The sequence below is a fragment of the Sphingomonas populi genome (assembly GCF_004208535.1).
In the GTDB taxonomy this organism is placed as follows: domain Bacteria; phylum Pseudomonadota; class Alphaproteobacteria; order Sphingomonadales; family Sphingomonadaceae; genus Sphingomonas; species Sphingomonas populi.
In genome coordinates, this window is sequence record NZ_SGIS01000010.1 from 1 (window position 1) to 17,092 (window position 17,092).

The 17,092-nt window shown below is 61.9% G+C and carries 10 protein-coding genes and 1 tRNA gene; 4 read left to right on the forward strand and 7 right to left on the reverse strand.

Translation table 11 applies throughout. The annotated features are described in order from the left end of the window. The first annotated feature begins 45 nt into the window (after positions 1 to 45). Positions 46 to 1,791, forward strand: a complete 1,746-nt coding sequence (locus EWE75_RS08210; RefSeq protein ID WP_130156328.1) for a ParB/RepB/Spo0J family partition protein — start codon at positions 46 to 48, stop codon at positions 1,789 to 1,791. A 122-nt stretch (positions 1,792 to 1,913) separates the two neighbouring features. Here EWE75_RS08210 and EWE75_RS08215 read toward each other — a convergent pair whose 3' ends face one another. Continuing rightward, on the reverse strand, positions 1,914 to 2,144 hold the full coding sequence (locus EWE75_RS08215) for a helix-turn-helix domain-containing protein (protein WP_130156330.1): 231 nt from the start codon (positions 2,142 to 2,144) through the stop codon (positions 1,914 to 1,916). Between the two features lie 112 nt (positions 2,145 to 2,256). Here EWE75_RS08215 and EWE75_RS08220 point away from each other — a divergent pair, with 112 nt between their 5' ends. After that, entirely contained in the window at positions 2,257 to 2,787 is a 531-nt protein-coding gene (locus EWE75_RS08220) for an RNA polymerase sigma factor (RefSeq protein WP_130156332.1), read from the forward strand. Positions 2,788 to 2,803: 16 nt separating this feature from the next. Next, positions 2,804 to 3,769 (forward strand): FecR family protein, encoded by a 966-nt coding sequence (locus tag EWE75_RS08225; RefSeq protein ID WP_165388304.1) that lies wholly within the window; start codon positions 2,804 to 2,806, stop codon positions 3,767 to 3,769. 73 nt (positions 3,770 to 3,842) lie between these two features. Here EWE75_RS08225 and EWE75_RS08230 read toward each other — a convergent pair whose 3' ends face one another. The 3 genes from EWE75_RS08230 to EWE75_RS08240 form a co-directional block, all read right to left on the reverse strand. Further along, positions 3,843 to 4,385, reverse strand: coding sequence for a Ros/MucR family transcriptional regulator (locus EWE75_RS08230; protein ID WP_130156336.1), 543 nt, complete (start codon positions 4,383 to 4,385; stop codon positions 3,843 to 3,845). 92 nt (positions 4,386 to 4,477) lie between these two features. Continuing rightward, on the reverse strand, positions 4,478 to 4,756 hold the full coding sequence (locus EWE75_RS08235; protein WP_130156338.1) for a conjugal transfer protein TraD: 279 nt from the start codon (positions 4,754 to 4,756) through the stop codon (positions 4,478 to 4,480). After that, on the reverse strand, positions 4,719 to 5,045 hold the full coding sequence (locus tag EWE75_RS08240) for a conjugal transfer protein TraD (protein WP_130156340.1): 327 nt from the start codon (positions 5,043 to 5,045) through the stop codon (positions 4,719 to 4,721). Before EWE75_RS08240 ends, EWE75_RS08235 begins: the two co-directional genes overlap by 38 nt. Before the next feature lie 171 nt (positions 5,046 to 5,216). On the opposite strand from EWE75_RS08240, the gene traA reads away from it, so the two are divergent. Further along, positions 5,217 to 8,030 (forward strand): Ti-type conjugative transfer relaxase TraA, encoded by a 2,814-nt coding sequence (gene traA, locus EWE75_RS08245; protein WP_130156342.1) that lies wholly within the window; start codon positions 5,217 to 5,219, stop codon positions 8,028 to 8,030. A 303-nt stretch (positions 8,031 to 8,333) separates the two neighbouring features. Here the strand turns inward: traA and EWE75_RS08250 are convergent, their stop codons facing one another. The 3 genes from EWE75_RS08250 to EWE75_RS08260 form a co-directional block, all read right to left on the reverse strand. Beyond that, positions 8,334 to 14,873, reverse strand: a complete 6,540-nt coding sequence (locus EWE75_RS08250) for a P-loop NTPase family protein (RefSeq protein ID WP_130156344.1) — start codon at positions 14,871 to 14,873, stop codon at positions 8,334 to 8,336. Between the two features lie 311 nt (positions 14,874 to 15,184). Continuing rightward, positions 15,185 to 15,259 (reverse strand) — tRNA-Glu (locus EWE75_RS08255). A gap of 62 nt (positions 15,260 to 15,321) precedes the next feature. Further along, entirely contained in the window at positions 15,322 to 16,908 is a 1,587-nt protein-coding gene (locus tag EWE75_RS08260; RefSeq protein ID WP_130156346.1) for a class II 3-deoxy-7-phosphoheptulonate synthase, read from the reverse strand. Positions 16,909 to 17,092: the final 184 nt, after the last annotated feature.

Consider the following 17,092-nt stretch of genomic DNA (forward strand, 5'->3'; position numbering starts at 1 on the left):
CCCGCCATTCCGGCGCCGGGTGCGGTGTTTGAAGGAGTGAAGGCAATGGAACTCAAGCATATCGACATCGCCAATCTGTCTGTCTCGCCTGCCAACATGCGGGTGAAGGGCAAGCCCGTGGACCTGACCAACATCCTGCCATCGGTGCGCGCGCGGGGCGTGCTGGTGCCGCTGATCGTGCGGCAGAATGGATCGCCGGACACATACGAGATCGTGGCGGGCAAGCGGCGCTATCATGCCGCGCTGGCGGTCGCGCAGGAAACCGGCGAAGCCGAGCCGCTGCCGTGCGCGGTGATGGCGGCGGGCGATAATGGGGCGGCACTGGAAGCGTCGCTGATCGAGAACATCGCGCGGGTGGACCCCGACGAGGTGACGCGCTGGGAGAGCTTCACGCGGCTGGTGCGCGAAGGCCGAACCCCGGAGGATATCGCGCTGACCTTCGGTCTCACCGAGTTGCAGGTGAAGCGGACGCTGGCGCTAGGCAATCTGCTGCCGCGCATTCGCACCCTGTATCGCAAGGGCGAGATTGATGCGGCGACCGTTCGGCACTTGACCCTTCTCTCGAAGGCCCGGCAGCGCGAGTGGCTGGCGTTGCTCGATGATCCCGATGCGCATTGTCCCACGGGTTATCAGGTCAAGGCATGGGCGTGCGGTGGTGCTTCGATCCCAGTGCGCGCGGCGCTGTTCGACATCGACGGCTATCCCGGCGAGATCGTGTCCGACCTGTTCGGCGACGACCGCTATTTCGCTGACCCGCAGACGTTCTGGGCCGCGCAGAATGCCGCGATTGCCGAGCGCGTCGAGGCTTGCGTCGGGGCGGGGTGGGCCGATGTCGTCGTTTTGCCGACCGGGGAACCGTTTCACACATGGGAGCACGAGCGCACCCCCAAGCGCAAGGGCGGCAAGGTGTTCGTGGTCGTGGGGCCGCGCGGCGATGTCACCTTCCACGAAGGCTATCTGACCACCAAGGAAGCGCGAAGGCTGGCAATGGGTGCCACGGTGGCGGACAAGCCGGCCCGCCCCGAGATCAGTGCTGCGATCCAGAGCTATGTTGATCTTCATCGTCATGCCGCCGTGCGGTCGGCGGTGGCAGCAAACCCGTCGGTAGCGCTGCGCTTGATGGTTGCACACGCGATTGTCGGATCGTCACTGTGGCGCGTGTCGGTCGAGCCACAACGGACGGCGAACGACGCCATTGCCGAGAGTGTCGAGAACTGCGTCTCGGAAGCCGCGTTCGATGAACGGCGGCGGGCGGTGCTGGCGTTGCTCGGCTTCGATCCCGATACCCCCACCATTATCGGCGGCTATGAGGACGATCACGGCGTCGCTGGCCTGTTCGTCCGGTTGCTCGGGCTGACCGATACTGCGGTTCGCGATGTGCTCGCCATCGTCATGGCCGAGACACTGGAAGCGGGCAGCGCATTGATCGAATTGCTCGGCATCCACCTCAGTATCGACATGCGCGACGCATGGCAGGCCGACGACGCGTTGCTCGATCTGATCCGCGATCGTGACGTGCTTGAGTGCCTCCTTACCGAGGTCGCGGGCGACGGCGTGGCAACCGCCAACGAGGCCGCGACCGGCAAGGTGAAGCGGCAGATCATCCGCGATTGCCTGACCGGTGAGAACAGGCGGACAAAGGTCGAGAACTGGGTGCCGCGATGGATGGCGTTTCCGCCCGCCGCCTACACGACGCGCGGCGGCGTGCAGACGGTCAGTCGCACCGAGGGGTTGGGCGGCCTCGTCGAAGCGGTAATGCCGCAGATCGTTACCATCGCCCGTGCGGCATGATCCGATGACCGGCGGCGCTTAAAAGCGCCGCCGGTCATCGTCCGATCGTTACAACGCCGCGCCGCGCGGGTGCGCATCGGAAGACGCGAACGTTGGGTGGCGCTGTAAACCGAAGCGTTAGGCTAAGGTTCGAAACTTTCGGTCGCATCCACGTTTAACAGGGCGGCGACATTGACATTCAGGGCTTCAGCGAGCCGGTCGAGGACATCCACGCTCGCCGCATAGATGCAGCGCTCAAGCGCACTCACGTAGGTGCGGTCTATCTCCGCACGGTCAGCGAGTTCCTCCTGCGACCATCCCCTGATGCGTCGAAGAATCCGCAGATTGCGGGCCAGAATTTCTCGCGCCTCCATGTGAAAGGAAGCACGATCTTGAAGAGTATTTCACCACGGAGTATACTCTACAAAGACGCTTTCCGAGGATGGTTTTGAAAAGGTCGAGGCGTTCGCTGCGAGGAGCGCGCTGATGGCGGGACGGAAAGACGATTTGCAAAGGCGCCCGATTGGAGAGGGTACGCGTGCGGCGGCAATCGAAGACCTATACCGGGACCACGGCGACTGGCTTCGGCGGTTGGTCGCCGCGCGCCTGCGTATGCAGCCCGCCGATGTCGACGACATCGTGCAGGATACCTGGCTGCGGGCCGCACGACCGGCGACCACCGAAATCACCCACCCGCGAGCCTTCCTGTTTCAGACGGCGCTCAACCTGTTCCGCGACCGCAAGCGGCGCGAGGCGGTTCGCCAGCAGCATCGCGAGGGCGTCACCGCCGATCAGGGTCGCGGTGACGGGCATGGTATGTCCGAGCAGGAGGCCATTCTCGAACTGGAGCGGATCGTGCTCGATCTGCCTGAAAAGATGCGCGACGTCTTCGTGCTCAGCCGTTTCCGGCATATGAGCAATGCGGAGATCGCGACAACGCTCGGCATCTCGATCAAGACCGTGGAATGGCGGATGGGTAAGGCGCTGGCATTGTGCATGAGCAGATTGCGCGACTAAGCGACGGCGCATGTCCATGAACGACAATGATGCGAGCGGCGGCGATGCGTGCACGCAAGCCGCGCACTGGTACGCGCGGTTGCAGACGCTGCCGGTGTCGGCCCGAACGCTCGAGCAGTTCTTCGAGTGGCGAAAGGGCGAGGGGAATCGTGAAGCCTTCGACGCCGTCGATCGGCTTTATCGGAAGACCGGCACGCTCGTGGATCGCCCCGCTATTATCACCGCTACCGAGCAGGCGATGACGCGATCCGCCGCTCCGCCTAGCAGACGATACCCGTGGTTGGGGACGATGGCGGCGGCGGTGGTCGGCGTGGTTGCGGTTGGCCTGACGGCCTTCGCGGTGTGGCCCTCGGGCGGCGAGCGCTACGCGACCAAAATCGGCGAGCAGCGCAGCATCAGGCTCGCCGATGGATCGAAGGTGATGCTCGATACCGACACCGCGCTGACGGTTAGCTTCGCCAGAGATGCGCGCCGTATTTCACTCGGCAGGGGCCAAGCCTATTTCACGGTCGCGCATGATGCAGCGCGACCCTTCACGGTGGACGCTGGCGGTACGCGCGTCCTCGCGACGGGCACGCAGTTCGATGTCCAGCGCAGCGGTGACCGGATCGATGTCACATTGGTCGAGGGCAGGGTGCGGATCAGTTCGCAGGAGCGGTCGGTTGCGCAGTTGCAAGCCGGGCAGCGGGTGATCGTTGACGGCTCCCGCACAAGTCCGGTTCAGGCGATCGACACGACGCCGACGATTGCGTGGACGCAAGGCCGGATCGTGCTCGACGGCATGACGCTCGAACACGCGATCGGCGAGGTCAATCGCTACGTAAATACGCCAGTTCGCCTCGATGCGCCCGGCTTTGCCAACGCACGCATCAGCGGTTCTGTCGAGACAGGCGACGTCGGCAGTTTCACGACGGCGGTCACTGCACTGTTGCCGCTCAAGGCGCAGACCAACAGCGACGGATCGGTCACGCTGCGCCCGTGAATAGTGCCGATCGTGCAGGTGTCAGAAAATGGCTCGCATCGCCCGACGAATGCCGGACGATGCGAGCAAGACATCAGGCGTTTTCAGCAGCCTTGCGGCGCGTGCGCTTCGCCGGGGTAGGGGTGGGTGCGGACTCCACGCTCGCTTCGCTGGCGGCAGGCGTTTCGGCGGGCGTTGCTGCGCCACCGCGACCCTTGCGGCCAAGGCCGATCCGCTGCGCCATTTCACGGCGCGCGAGCGAATAGTTCTCGGAGACCATCGGATAATCCGGGCGCAGATTGTAGCGCTCGCGGTACTGCACGTCGGTCAGACCATGCGTCGAGAGATGGCGGCGCAGCGTCTTGTAAGGCTTGCCGTCGATCATCGAGATGATGTGATCCTTTGAGGCAAGCGACTTGCGCACCGAGACGGCGGGCGTGAACTCTTCCGTCGGGGCCGCTTCGCTGCCCGACACGTCCGCTGCCGATGAACCAGAACCGAGTTCGACAATCGTAGTGTGCATCGTGCGCAAGAACGCCGGCACATCGTCAGCCGATACGCGATTGTTCTGGTTGCCGAGCCACGCGATCGTCAGTTCGGTTGCGAGTTCGACTGGGTTTGCGGTTTCTTCAGTCATATCAATATGTCCATATGTGTTGCTGCGATGTTTCGCTGCGACCAAAGGGGGTATCCAGTATCGGACAACACCGCTGTGACGAAGAATCGCGATCAGCGCAAATGGTCATTGATAGAATCATCTTCGAACGCGCGCTTGCCGCGACGTCGCCACACCATAATGGACTGGTCTTTATCTTCCCCGCGCAATCTCGCAGCGGCTTCGACGAGGATGCCGAAGATCACCGCACGATCGTCATCGGTGAGATCGATCAGCCCGGACTTGGCGACGAGTCCGTCCAGTTCGATCAACTGGCGTGTGCGCTCGCGGCGCTTCACTTGCCAGTCGCGCGTATCATGCCGTGCGCGGCTGGCGATCAAGTGGTAACGCATCGCTATCAGCCGCCGAAGCTGATGCAGGGTTCGGCGCAGTCGTTCGGCGTTTGTTGCTTCTGGCTTTGCGCTGAAACATCGCCGCGCCAGCTTTCCGCCACGCCTCCTGTACTGACGCGCTGCTGCTGGAAACCGAGAGCAATGCACCCGCCAGAACATCGACCGGTACTGTGTCGGCGCGACACGCGATCACCAACTCGCCGAGCTGGCTGATCTTGCGCTGTTTGAGCGCTTTCGCCTTCTGATCGAGCGAGTCGAGTTCGGCGTCATAGTCACGCGGTTTACGCATCGGGATCGTCCGTGTTGTGGTGCAAGGACGATCCGGTTATCGGCTGTATCGATCGGCGTAAATGTCGTGATATCTTCTGGGACCACGGCGTCCCGAGATAGATGAAATCTTTCGAGGGCGCGCTTATACGTCGTGCCGACGTCGCTTGTGTAGTGTAAGTGGATTGCCGTTATGGCGATCTACCATTTCTCGGCCAAGATCATTTCCCGCGCCAACGGATCGTCCGCGCTGGCCTCCGCTGCCTATCGCTCCGCCTCTCGGCTGCATGATGAGCGCCTCGATCGCCATCACGACTTCTCCAATAAGGCCGGCGTCGTCCATTCCGAAGTGCTGTTGCCGGACGGTGCGCCCGAGCATCTCGCTGACCGCGAGAAACTCTGGAATGCGGTTGAGGCGGCCGAGCTGCGCAAGGACGCCCAGCTATCCCGCGAAGTGGAGTTCGCCATCCCGCGCGAGCTGGACCAGGCCGAAGGCATTCGGCTGGCGCGCGACTTCGTCGAAGGGCAGTTCGTCGTGCGGGGGATGATCGCCGACCTCAATGTCCACTGGGACATCGGCGCCGACGGTGAACCCAAGCCGCACGCCCATGTGATGCTCTCGCTTCGCGATGTCGATGAGCACGGCTTCGGCAAGAAGAACCGCGACTGGAATCGCACCGACCTTCTGGAGAAATGGCGCGAGCGCTGGGCCGAGCACGTCAATACACGGCTGGCTGAACTCGATATCGATGCAAGTGTCGATCACCGCTCGCTGGAAGCGCAAGGCATCGACCTCGAGCCTCAGCACAAGATCGGCCCGGCCGCCGCTCGGATGGCGGAGCAGGGGCTCGCCTCCGAACGGTTGGAAGGGCATCACGCCATTGCCCACGCCAATGGCGAAAAGCTGCTGGCGAACCCGGCGCTGGCGCTCGACGCGATCACCCGCACCCAGGCAACCTTCACCACACGCGACCTCGCGATGTTTGTGCACCGGCATAGCGAGGGGAAGGATCAGTTCGACCGCGTGATGGCTGCGGTGCGAGCGTCACCGGAATTGGTCACGCTCGGCAAGGATGGACGCGGCCAGGACCGTTTCACCAGCCGCGACATGATCCAGACCGAGAAGCGGCTCGAGCGTGCTACTGTTCGGCTTGAGGCGAGCCGTCGGCACGGCATGGACGAGCAACATCGCACGCTCGCTCTGGTGCGCGCGGAAATGCGTGGACTGGTGCTATCGAGCGAGCAGCGCAGTGCCTTCGACCATGTCACCAAAGGCCAAGGACTTGGTGTGGTCATCGGCTATGCCGGCACTGGAAAATCGGCGATGCTCGGGGTCGCGCGTGAAGCGTGGGAGAGTGCCGGCTATTCGGTCCGCGGCGTAGCGCTGTCCGGCATTGCCGTCGAGAATTTGGAGAGCGGCTCAGGCATAGCTTCACGCACCATTGCGAGCATGGAGCATCAATGGGCCGATGGCCGGGAATTGCTGACCAACCGCGATGTGCTGGTGATCGACGAGGCCGGAATGATCGGCACTCGGCAGATGGAGCGCGTGCTTACCGAAGCCGAAAGGCGTGGCGCCAAGGTCGTGCTGGTCGGCGATCCCGAACAGCTCCAGGCGATAGAAGCAGGCGCCGCGTTTCGCGCGACCGCCGAGCGGTACGGCAGTATCGAGATCACCGAGATCCGTCGCCAGCGCGAGGATTGGCAGCGTGATGCGACACGCTACCTCGCCACCGAGCGGACGGCGGAAGCGATCAGCTCGTATAGCCGGCACGACCGCATTCATGATGCTGAGACGCGTGAGGATGCACGCGCCGATCTGATCGATCGGTGGGATCGGGGTCGTTCCGAAGCGCCGGGCGCTTCGCGGATCATCGTTACCCACACCAACGACGAGGTGCGCGAACTCAATCTCGCCGCGCGCGATCGGTTGCGCGCTGGCGGTGAGCTGGGCGAGGATGTGGTGATCAAGACCGAGCGAGGGAAGCGTGAATTCGCGCCCGGAGACCGGATCATGTTTCTGCGCAATGAGCGCGGCCTGGGTGTGAAGAATGGCACGCTTGGACAGGTGCAGTCGGCCACCCAGGCACGCATGGCGGTGCTGCTCGACGACGGGCGTTCGATCGCGTTCGATGTGAAGGACTATGCGAACCTCGACCACGGCTATGCCGCGACGGTGCACAAGGCGCAGGGTGTGACAGTGGACCGCGTGCATGTGCTGGCCACGCCGGGGCTCGACCGACACGCTGCCTATGTCGCGTTGTCTCGTCACCGCGACAGCGTCGATCTCCATTATGGTCGCAATGATTTCGCAGATCGGCAAGCTCTGACTCGGGCGCTGTCGCGGGAACGCGGCAAGGACATGGCTGCGGACTATCCGTCGCCCGAACGCGTGCACGTGCAGCCGGGGCATAACCGCTTCGCCGGACTGAAGCTTCGCGTCACGCCGGATGTGCCGGAACTCTCTCCGTTCGAACGAGCAGTGGTGCGCGTGGCCCGTTCGGCAGCCGATATCCTGCGCGTCCGAGCCGAAGGCTCTGCGGAACTTCCGCATCAGCGTGCCGCACTCAACAAGGCTGTTGCTGAAATGGATGGGCTACGCCCCGGCGTTAAGCGCGACCTGCAGAACGTGTTCAATGCCGATCGCACCACGATCGATGAAGCGGCGAACGGCCGACCGCAAAGGGCGATCCGGGCGATGGCGTTGGAAGCAGAGATGCGGGCAGATCCAGCCAAGCGCGCCGACCAGTTCATCGCGCGCTGGGATAAGCTACAGAAGCAATCCCAGCGCGCCTATGTGGCGGGCGATGTGACGAGCCAAAAGGTCATTCGGAGCGAGATGGCGGGCATGGCGAAGAGCCTCGAACGAGATCCGCAGATGGAATCGATTCTCGCAGTCCGCAAAGCGCAGCTCGGGATCACGATCGATACCGGCCGCCGCCTCGGAGCGGAGCTGGCATTCAATCACGGAATCGACTTCGGGCGGGGCCGCGGGCTTGGCCGCTAGAGCGGTTTCAGCTTTGCGCCCGATTTTCGGTCGTTCAGCACATGCTGGCCAGCGCTGAGAAGCCGGCATTCGTTCAGCTGACCCACTAGCGTCTACTTTTGGATGGGAAGGCGGACATTCCGAACCTGTCGCCGACGAACTCCTTTGGTGGTAAACCACTGCGCTTATTGTGTCTCTCAATATTCATTGGGCAAGCTGGTCGGACCCTAGGCAAGCGCGTTAGAAGTCGTGACCAATGGCAAAAATTTCGGTCTTAGGGTCAGTTACCGGCCGAGAAGTAGCCAAAGATTGCACAGTGTGCCATCATCGCTGACGTGCTTTTCTGATCGCCAAAAATCGGTCGGCAAAGTTGAAGCGGGAATTCTCGTCCAGCCCATCGACCGCAGCTCGCGTCTTTCGAGAAATCCTCTGAATGGTTCCGATCTGTCCTTCTGCATTGAGGCTGAAAGCAAACACGCGGTGGGAAAACGGGTTGGTTCCTTCGAGCCCGAAGTTGCTCCGTTCTTTGAAGTATTTCTGTGCTTTTATTAGCCCGACTAACGTCTTGCCGGTTTGCGCCAGCAAGCCTCGTAGGAAGCCCGTATTCATGATCACTCGATCGCCGTGGTCCTCCCAGCGGTGTTCTCCCCGGCCGCCGCTGGTGCCCCACTCTTCCGTCATCAACGTTGTACCGTCGTGAGCCCGCCACGTCCTCACGATCGGATCGGTAGCGGTCAGAAGATCTAGCTCACTAAGCCACGTGCTCGGTTCAGCGCGTTTGGCCGTGTGGGGCGACGCATACGGATCGTGCCGATCGAAGTATGCGTACCGCTCGTCGTTTGTACGAATGAGAGCAACGAGACCTATAGCGTTGTCGTCTTCTCGCCAGAACTCGCTATCAATTTCGCTCTCCTCGCTTGGCAGCCACTGCGAAAACTTCCTATCGGCCAGTGCCGCCAACATCGCTGCCTCGGCATCTCCGCGATCCACCAAGACCGAGCGGATATCCACCGTGACGTCCTCACCGAGATGCATGGAACCGCTCACTACAATTTGCTCTGCGAGTTCGCCGCCATTTTCCAAGCCGACTAGCGGTGCGAGCAAGGCTCGATCCTCAGTCTGAAGGCCGGATTTGTCAGCGTCGGGCATCGGTAGATCGGCTCCCAGATTGACCGGATAGAGGTCGGTCGCATCTGAAAGCCAAAGCCCATCCGGCCGAGTCAAACTGATCTCCTGAAGGAAATCCGCCCAAGCATCGTCTTTCCAACTATGCTTCGCGAGCGGCAAAGAGGCCAACAACTCGCCTGCCACGAGCATGAACGCGTGCCAGCCAAGGTAGCCGCCATACCGCTCGGTTTCGGGTGGGCCGTTGGACCAGCTTCCTGCGTGGTAATCGCCGCCACCAATCCGCTCGCAGGCATACATACCGCGCACGTCAGCGTCCCACGTGCGTACCCAGCGGGTGATCCGGTCAGAGATTTCCCAGTCGGGAAGATCAAACAGGGCCGCCAGGTCCGACACCTCGTCTTTGTTGAATTCGTATTCCAAGTGGAATTCATTGGCTGGGGCTGGGTTACCCTCCGGCCGACTGGCGTACCGGTGCTGTTTCTGCGGTTTTCCGGTGCTTAGCGGAAATGGTGAGGCGTTGACCTTGGCCAGCCTGTCCCGCCACTCAGTTTGGTCTCCCGCCGGCAGCATTGGGACGATTTCTCTCAGTGCTTTTGCGGCATAGGACCGCATCGCAACGTGGGGAAACTCTGGGTCGAAGGCTACACGTTCAAGCAGGTTTCGATGTTTGTTCATCTGCGCCGGATAATCGCGAGAGATACGGGCTAGAGCGATCAATAACCAGAGACGCGCGTGCATCACGAAAAATGGAAACTTCGGTGAGACGAACGCGCGCGGTGCGTCAACATCGAACCGCTCAACGATCTTGTCGATCACGTCAAAACGACCGGCGCATGCGAGCTGACGAATGGCGTGAGACGCCCGCCACCTCGCGCGTGCCTGGAAGTTTCCGAGCCTGACCCAAATCAGCTTGGCCGTCAGTTCAAGAGGGTCTCCCGATCCATCTAGATCTTCGTGCCAAGGACCATCGCCTACCTCTTCTGGAATCTTCGCCCCAGCCAACAGAAGGTACCGGTTCAAGCCCCGACGGAACGGGTCGCTCGCGATCGCGGGAGCTAAGTGGGCCGCCAGTCCAATCCAAGAATCGCCGCTTACCTCGGTAGCGGTCGGGCCGAGTGACGCGATCACTTTGGCGGTAAGTGCAGTGCGATCGGCGCGGAAGGTTGTGAGCAATTCGCGCCAGCCGCGATCCGTCTCCCATGAATGGCCAACCAACTCGGAGGCATGCCGGCCGGCCAACTCAAGAGCGATTTGCGGAAGCGCCTCATTGAGCGCTGCCGATCGCGCCGCCCAGCTGGGAAGATAGTCGTCGAGCGCGCCTAGTTTTTCTGAAAGCGTCGCTGAGTTGGCCTTCGCTACCGCACGCACAAGAGCAAGCCTCTGTGCCGGCGTACTGACGGTAGCAGCGAGTTCTCCGATTGTACGTTGCGGGAAAGGATTTCTGGGATTGGCAGCCAAATCAGCGCCGATGGCGCGATCGATTTCATCTGGATCGGCCACGTCGTAGCGCTCGATACGCTCCGGCTGTGGTACTGCCGGTACGGCAAAATGAGTGCTCGAATCCTTTCGGGCAAGACGCGCCGACAGCGCCTCTAGCCTCATTATTGAAGGCGACGTGGCCGGCAGAGACCGTCCAGCGAGCTTGAGAAGCCCGTCAATGGTGTCTTTCCAAGGAGAGAGGCAATCGGTTCGATCGATCTCGACGAGCAATCTCTCGAAGAACCACTCGTGGCGTTCCTTGTCGAGGTTCGGCACGACGCGGTCCGCGAAGTTGTCTAGGCGCCAGGACCACCGTTCGACGGGCGCGCCCAACCCCATGATGCCGGTTGCGATGTCTGCAGGTAGGCGGCCAGTGGAAACAAGAACGCCCAACATTGGCGTAAGCGTCTGGCCCAAACTCGCGTGGTCCCGGTCATCGATACGACTGATAATCGCCAACGAACCCAATCCTGCGGTCGGGGCGAGCGCGTCCGCGTACTCATTCCATGGAAATTTGCCCGCCTCGTGAGTGTTCAGCTCCAAAATGCGCGCAAGGTTGTATGATGCCTGCGGTTCCAGTTCGGGTCCATCATAGCGCCCGCTTAGTGCGAGTAGATGATTGGTACGATCAAAGTCATCCGAGCCAACCGCTTCCGCGAGGTCCAGGGCACGCCGAAAATAGACCGCCGCTTCATCCGGGGACACGCGCCAAACAGCGCGTGCAAGCTTCCCATAAGAAGCGATCTTAGAACCCGTGTCTGTATCGCTCTGGATGAGGGCTTCCACATACGCCGCTAATGACAGCGCTGAATCGTGAAGGTCTGCTTTGCGAGACAGTCTCGCCGTCATGCGCATGAGTTCGGGAATGTGAAGGCCGTGCCCCTCCTTAACCCAGGACACAAAGCGCTCGGCCTGCACTGCATCGAACGCATCAACTGCATCCGCGACATGGAAAATGACCAACGCGCCGAGGCGGCCAATATAGGCCTTTCCGTCCCGGTAAGGGTAGTTGGACGCTGCGGAGACATCGCTGGCAAGCTTGTCGAGACCTTCAGCCAAAATGCTCGTGGACGGCGTACCCGGCGGCGGAGCAACCATCTTTGCGACCAAGTCGGCATAGGACACCAGAGGCGCAATCCGATGGGTTAGCGCGTTCTGATGCCGCTGCTTATCTTCGTAACTCGGGGAAGCTTTGCGCGCCCGCGACGACCCTTTGCCTCTAGCTTTCGAGCGTGGGGCAGGGCTTTGGCGATCGGCCAATGCTGCGTTGAGCGCTACTTCAAACGCCTGTGCGCCTTGCCTCTTCACCCTAACCGGGACCAGCTCAAGGAAGTCGGCAGGCGACACATCCATCAGCGAGGCGGGATTGCGTCTGAGAGCCACCCCCAGCCCGGCAGCGATGACGGAGCGCTCGGGCCCTCGCTCGGGAAAAGCATACGAAAAATCGTAGACCCTTGGTCGTTCATTGAAGGTGGCCAACAGCGATTTCGCGTGGGCCTTCATTCCAAGGCTGATAGCCCGGGCGACTGCCGAAAGAAGCGCCGATCCCCCGGCCTTTTTACCCGCTTCAGGTACCGGGCAGTTCGCCAAACGATCGATCAACGTCCGATCGCGTTTTGCGTCGCGATCCGAGTACGTGATTGCAGCCATGTAGAGCGCGCGAGAGGTGAGGCGGCAGTGTGTGAGAGCGCTGTCCAACCGCGCCTTGGGCGCGAAGACTACACCGGGTTGAGCAGCCTGCCGTTCCAGAAGGTCCAACAGGTCAGCGAATTTTTGATAGGCCTCACTCTCGTCACGCTTTGCAAGCCACTGCGCAACGCGATTCTGGTTGCCGCTGACCATCTCGGTGTAGGTGAAACCCACATCATCCAATTCGGTAGAGACATTACGATTGTTGAAGTCTGCTCGTCCGTTGCCCGCCGCCGCCCAGTTGTGCCAGTCAATGGCGCGTTGACTATTTCTCTTTGCCTCTCCCATGTCGCCGGCGAAGGCGTATGCGAGCGACAAAGCAGCATGACGGCCGCCCGGCCAACCTACCTTCGTTGCGAAGAGGCGGCGAAGGGCCTCGCTATCGCCAACCACCGCCGCGAGGTCTGGATGCTCATACAGGAAGCGATCCGAACGCTCATGGCCTGCTGCCACCTGCGAAGCTTCAAGCAGTAGTTGGAAAGTGTCGTCGTGACGGCCGCTTGCCGCGCAGACCTGTAGCGCGGCTACAAGCCTCGCGAGGCGAATATCGCGTTGGCTCACCTTGCTAGCTCCAGGCGGCACCCGCTCGTCAAACGCCAGCACGATCAATTCATCCGTACGACCCAATGCGGTCAGAACTGCCGGAAGGGCGCGCGCGGCATAATCCGATGTCGACTGCCGCTCCTGCAGTCGCGCAACCACGCGATCACGCGTTTCCGGCCGTTGTGCCATCGTCTTGCGGATGAATGTTTCCGTCGGTTCGTCGCGGAACATCAGGCCGTGCGGGGTACGCTCAAGCAGGGGCGTTAAATCGGCTGCGAAGCTCTCGACCTCAGCGTCGGGAAGCCCATGGGCGGCAGCGAGTTCCGCCAGAGGAACGGGGGGCGGCAGCACCGCAAGGCCCGAAAGCAATAGGTCGATCTCGTCCGGCTTTACGCCCTTTTCGAGCGCCGCGTCGCGCGCCTTGCCGATCCGGTCTGAGAGCAAAGCATCGAGCACTTGGTCATCGGTCGCCTCCTCGCCGCCCGGGCGAGGGCCATCGTACGGTCGCCCGGCATTTAGTAACGCGTCCAGAACGCGGGGGTTGTTTCCAGAGCGTCCTTGCAACGCAGCGATCTCGGCTGCGCCGGCAGCCAAGTCTCGGGCCAGAATGAGCCGCTCCGCTTCTTCGTCGCTGAAAGGCGGCACCTGAATAGGAAAATGCGCCGCGTTCCGGACGGCCAACGCCAACCGTTCGGTTCGACAAGATGCGATAACCACGACGCCATCAATTGGGGTGATGGCAAGGCTCTCCAAAAGCAGGTGTGCGAACGATTGGGTGCCGTCCTCCTTTGCCTGCATCGCGGCGTGATCGATCGCGTCGAGAACCAGGACGACGCGCGCGGTCTCGGACGTCTGGTTGATTGTGCTGACCGCCTGCTCGAGCCGGCGGCGAAATGCTGCCATCAATGTCGTGTGATCGTAGAGCGGCAGCAGAATGTCGCAGACGCCCTCACCGGCGAGAAGGTTGGCGAGATGGACGAGCGTGCGCTCCGGACGATGCCTTCCGTCCGAGATGTCCCGCCATTTACCGGCGCCGAAGCCGTCGAATACTACGACCTCATCCTGCGGTCGCATCTGCTCGGCGACCGCCTGCATAAGGACGGTCTTTCCCATTCCCCCGGCAGCATGGACAATGACGGGAAGCGTTTGAGAGCGGGTCGCGAGTTCGATGTCCTTCGCGATGGGTCGTTGAATGACGTTGCCAACCGGAGGAAATGCATCGGGCGTCGGATAAAGTTGGCTCTCGTGGTCGATCTCAAGCTCAGCAAGCACCGAAACACGGTCGATCAGGTTATTGCCTTGCCCTTCAAAGCCAGCTTTGCTTCGAACCAAACTGCGTAGTTGCAAAAGCTTCTTACGAGAATCCGGGTCGCTGGCATCGCTCCAAGAAGCGAGCAGATGGCGAGCGCTGTGCTCCGCTTCTTTGAGACTGCCGAGATTCCCCGACAGGGTAAGCCGCTTAAGAACTGAGGGAAGATCGGCCTCCTTCTCGCGATTGGCATCCTTCAGTTGACCGACCTGAGTTGCGACGTCGCCGGTCCCATCGTCTCTCGCTATGACCGCCGTGATTGCCGCTAGCAGATTCTCATGAATGGGCCGGTTGGTGGCAAACTCGTACCGCACGACCGCTTCCACGGTCGCGTCATCATGTTTGACGCGGAAATCGAGGTCGGCTTGCAGAAATTTCTTGAGCGTCTTCCTCAAGTCTGCGGCCCTGATCGCAACGTCCTTCTTGCGGACCGAATACTTAAACTGAGTCACCGCGACCTGATCAGCGCGGGTAACGTTGGTTGATCCGTAGTATCGGACCATGTCGGCTATTTCTGCCGCTTCGTCGCTGATGCCTTCTGCATCCTCGATCGAAAAATCTTCAAGCGCGATCGCTGTCAGCGTCGTCGCTGGAGGGAGCAACTCTAAAGCCGACCGAGCCGCCCAAGCTTCGTGGAAAGCGTGTCCATCTCTAGAGGCACGAACGGTATCGATCGCGCTCTGGCCGTATTCACCTTGTTGATCTTCTTTGCTCATCGTGTGAACAGACTAGCAACATTCGTAGATTTTGGAAGGGTCGGTTGGCGCCTCATCGGGCGTGGAGTTCTAGATGAACGTACAGTTGGCGCATGGCCGCGGTCCGACGATCCGAGCTGAAAGCGGACTGGCGGCTAGCGACCCAGAAGCAGTCGATAATGATCGAGCTTTCGGGAAGAGAATCGCAAACGCCGTCCAAGGGCATGCCACTTCATGCCAGTGAAGCCGCGAGAAAATGTGGGACGGAAAGTGGGGAGGGCTTTGGTCAAATCGTCCGAAATGGCGGATTTCTGCCATTTTCCGCTTGACGATGGTGACCCCTACGAGAATCGAACTCGTGCTTACGCCGTGAGAGGGCGTCGTCCTAACCGCTAGACGAAGGGGCCGTATACGTTGGAGGCGCGGCTTTACGGCGCGCGCCTCCTTCGGTCAAGATGGATTGTCGCGCTTACGCCGCCGCGCGGCGGCGTTCGGACATTTCGGCGTTGAGCATCTCGGCGAGCAGGAACGCCAGCTCCAGGCTCTGACCGGCGTTGAGGCGGGGGTCGCAGTGGGTGTGGTAGCGGTCGGCGAGCGACTGTTCGGTCACATCGACCGCGCCGCCGGTGCATTCGGTGACGTTCTGCCCGGTCATCTCGGCGTGGATGCCGCCCGCGATCGAGCCTTCGGCGCGGTGGACCGCGAAGAAGCCGCGCACTTCCGCCAGGATACGGTCGAACGGCCGCGTCTTGTAGCCGTTGGCGGCCTTGACGACGTTGCCGTGCATCGGGTCGCAGCTCCACACCACCGGATGCCCCTCGCGCATCACCGCGCGCACCAGCTTGGGCAGGCCCGCCTCGATCTTGTCGTGGCCGTAGCGGGTGATGAGCGACATCCGGCCGGGCACGCGCGCCGGATTGAGCGTGTCGAGCAGCCGTAGCAGCGCGTCCGGCTCGAGGCTCGGTCCGCACTTCATGCCGATCGGGTTGCCGATGCCGCGCAAGTACTCGACGTGCGCCGATCCCTCGAAGCGGGTGCGGTCGCCGATCCAGAGCATGTGCGCGGAGGTGTCGTACCAGTCGCCGGTCAGCGAATCCTGCCGGGTCAGCGCCTGTTCGTAGCGCAGCAGCAGCGCCTCGTGGCTGGTGTAGAAACGCGTCTCGGCGAGCTGCGGCACCGTCTCGGGGTTGATCCCGCAGGCTTCCATGAAGTCGAGCGCCTCGCCGATCCGGTCGGCGACGTCGGCATATTTCTGCGACCACGGGCTGCGGCCCATGAAGTCATGCGTCCAGCGGTGGACCTGGTGGAGATTGGCATAACCGCCGCCGGCGAACGCGCGCAGCAGGTTGAGCGTCGCCGCCGACTGGCTATAGGCGCGCACCATCCGTTGCGGATCGGGGATGCGGCTTTCGGGGGTGAAGGCGATGTCGTTGACGATGTCGCCGCGATAACTCGGCAATTCGACGCCGTTCAGCGTCTCCATGTCGGTCGAGCGCGGCTTGGCGAACTGGCCCGCCATGCGGCCGACTTTCACCACCGGCAGCTTCGACGCATAGGTGAGCACCACCGCCATCTGGAGGATGACGCGGAAGGTATCGCGGATGTTGTTGGCGCTGTGCTCGGCGAACGATTCGGCGCAGTCGCCGCCCTGCAGCAGGAACGCCTTGCCCTCGGCGACCTTGCCGAGATCGGCGGTGAGGTTGCGCGCCTCGCCGGCGAAGACCAGCGGCGGGAAGCTGGCGAGCGTATCGGTCGCCGCGTCGAGCGCGGCGGCGTCGGGATAGGTCGGCATCTGCCGCGCTTCGGCGCGCGTCCAGCTATCGGGCGACCAGGTGCTCATGTCGTTCTCCGTTCGAATTTGGACGTACCAGTCGGCGTGGGTGGCGATGCCGTTGGCCGCGATCTGGTTGACGATCTGGCTGCCGGCGCGTTTGCCGTCTTCTTCCCAGCCCTGCACGGTGCTGCCGGGCGCGCCATACCACGCGCCGAAAGCGGCCCGGCTGAGGGTGCGCTCCTCACGGAAGCGCTTGATCTTGATGCCTGCGAGTGTCGTCATGGGAGGCGCGCATTACCCGGATGGGGTAAAGCGCGCAAGGGATGTTTTACGCTATTCGGGTAAATGCGGTTTGAGGGGTTAAAAGAAGGTTTTTGCACGCGGAGGCGCGGAGGCGCGGAGGCGCGGAGAGAAGAGGAGGAGTCAGCGCTAATGGTGTGCCCGAGGTTTCCCCACTTGCGCATTA

What these genes read in the sequence shown, in the direction of transcription:
- EWE75_RS08250 (WP_130156344.1), bottom strand. Translation starts at nt 14,873, where the DNA reads ATGAGCAAAGAAGATCAACAAGGTGAATACGGCCAGAGCGCGATCGAT.
- EWE75_RS08230 (WP_130156336.1), bottom strand. Translation starts at nt 4,385, where the DNA reads ATGACTGAAGAAACCGCAAACCCAGTCGAACTCGCAACCGAACTGACG.
- EWE75_RS08260 (WP_130156346.1), bottom strand. Translation starts at nt 16,908, where the DNA reads ATGACGACACTCGCAGGCATCAAGATCAAGCGCTTCCGTGAGGAGCGC.
- EWE75_RS08220 (WP_130156332.1), top strand. Translation starts at nt 2,257, where the DNA reads ATGGCGGGACGGAAAGACGATTTGCAAAGGCGCCCGATTGGAGAGGGT.
- EWE75_RS08225 (WP_165388304.1), top strand. Translation starts at nt 2,804, where the DNA reads ATGAACGACAATGATGCGAGCGGCGGCGATGCGTGCACGCAAGCCGCG.
- EWE75_RS08240 (WP_130156340.1), bottom strand. Translation starts at nt 5,045, where the DNA reads ATGCGTAAACCGCGTGACTATGACGCCGAACTCGACTCGCTCGATCAG.
- EWE75_RS08210 (WP_130156328.1), top strand. Translation starts at nt 46, where the DNA reads ATGGAACTCAAGCATATCGACATCGCCAATCTGTCTGTCTCGCCTGCC.
- EWE75_RS08235 (WP_130156338.1), bottom strand. Translation starts at nt 4,756, where the DNA reads ATGCGTTACCACTTGATCGCCAGCCGCGCACGGCATGATACGCGCGAC.
- traA (WP_130156342.1), top strand. Translation starts at nt 5,217, where the DNA reads ATGGCGATCTACCATTTCTCGGCCAAGATCATTTCCCGCGCCAACGGA.
- EWE75_RS08215 (WP_130156330.1), bottom strand. Translation starts at nt 2,144, where the DNA reads ATGGAGGCGCGAGAAATTCTGGCCCGCAATCTGCGGATTCTTCGACGC.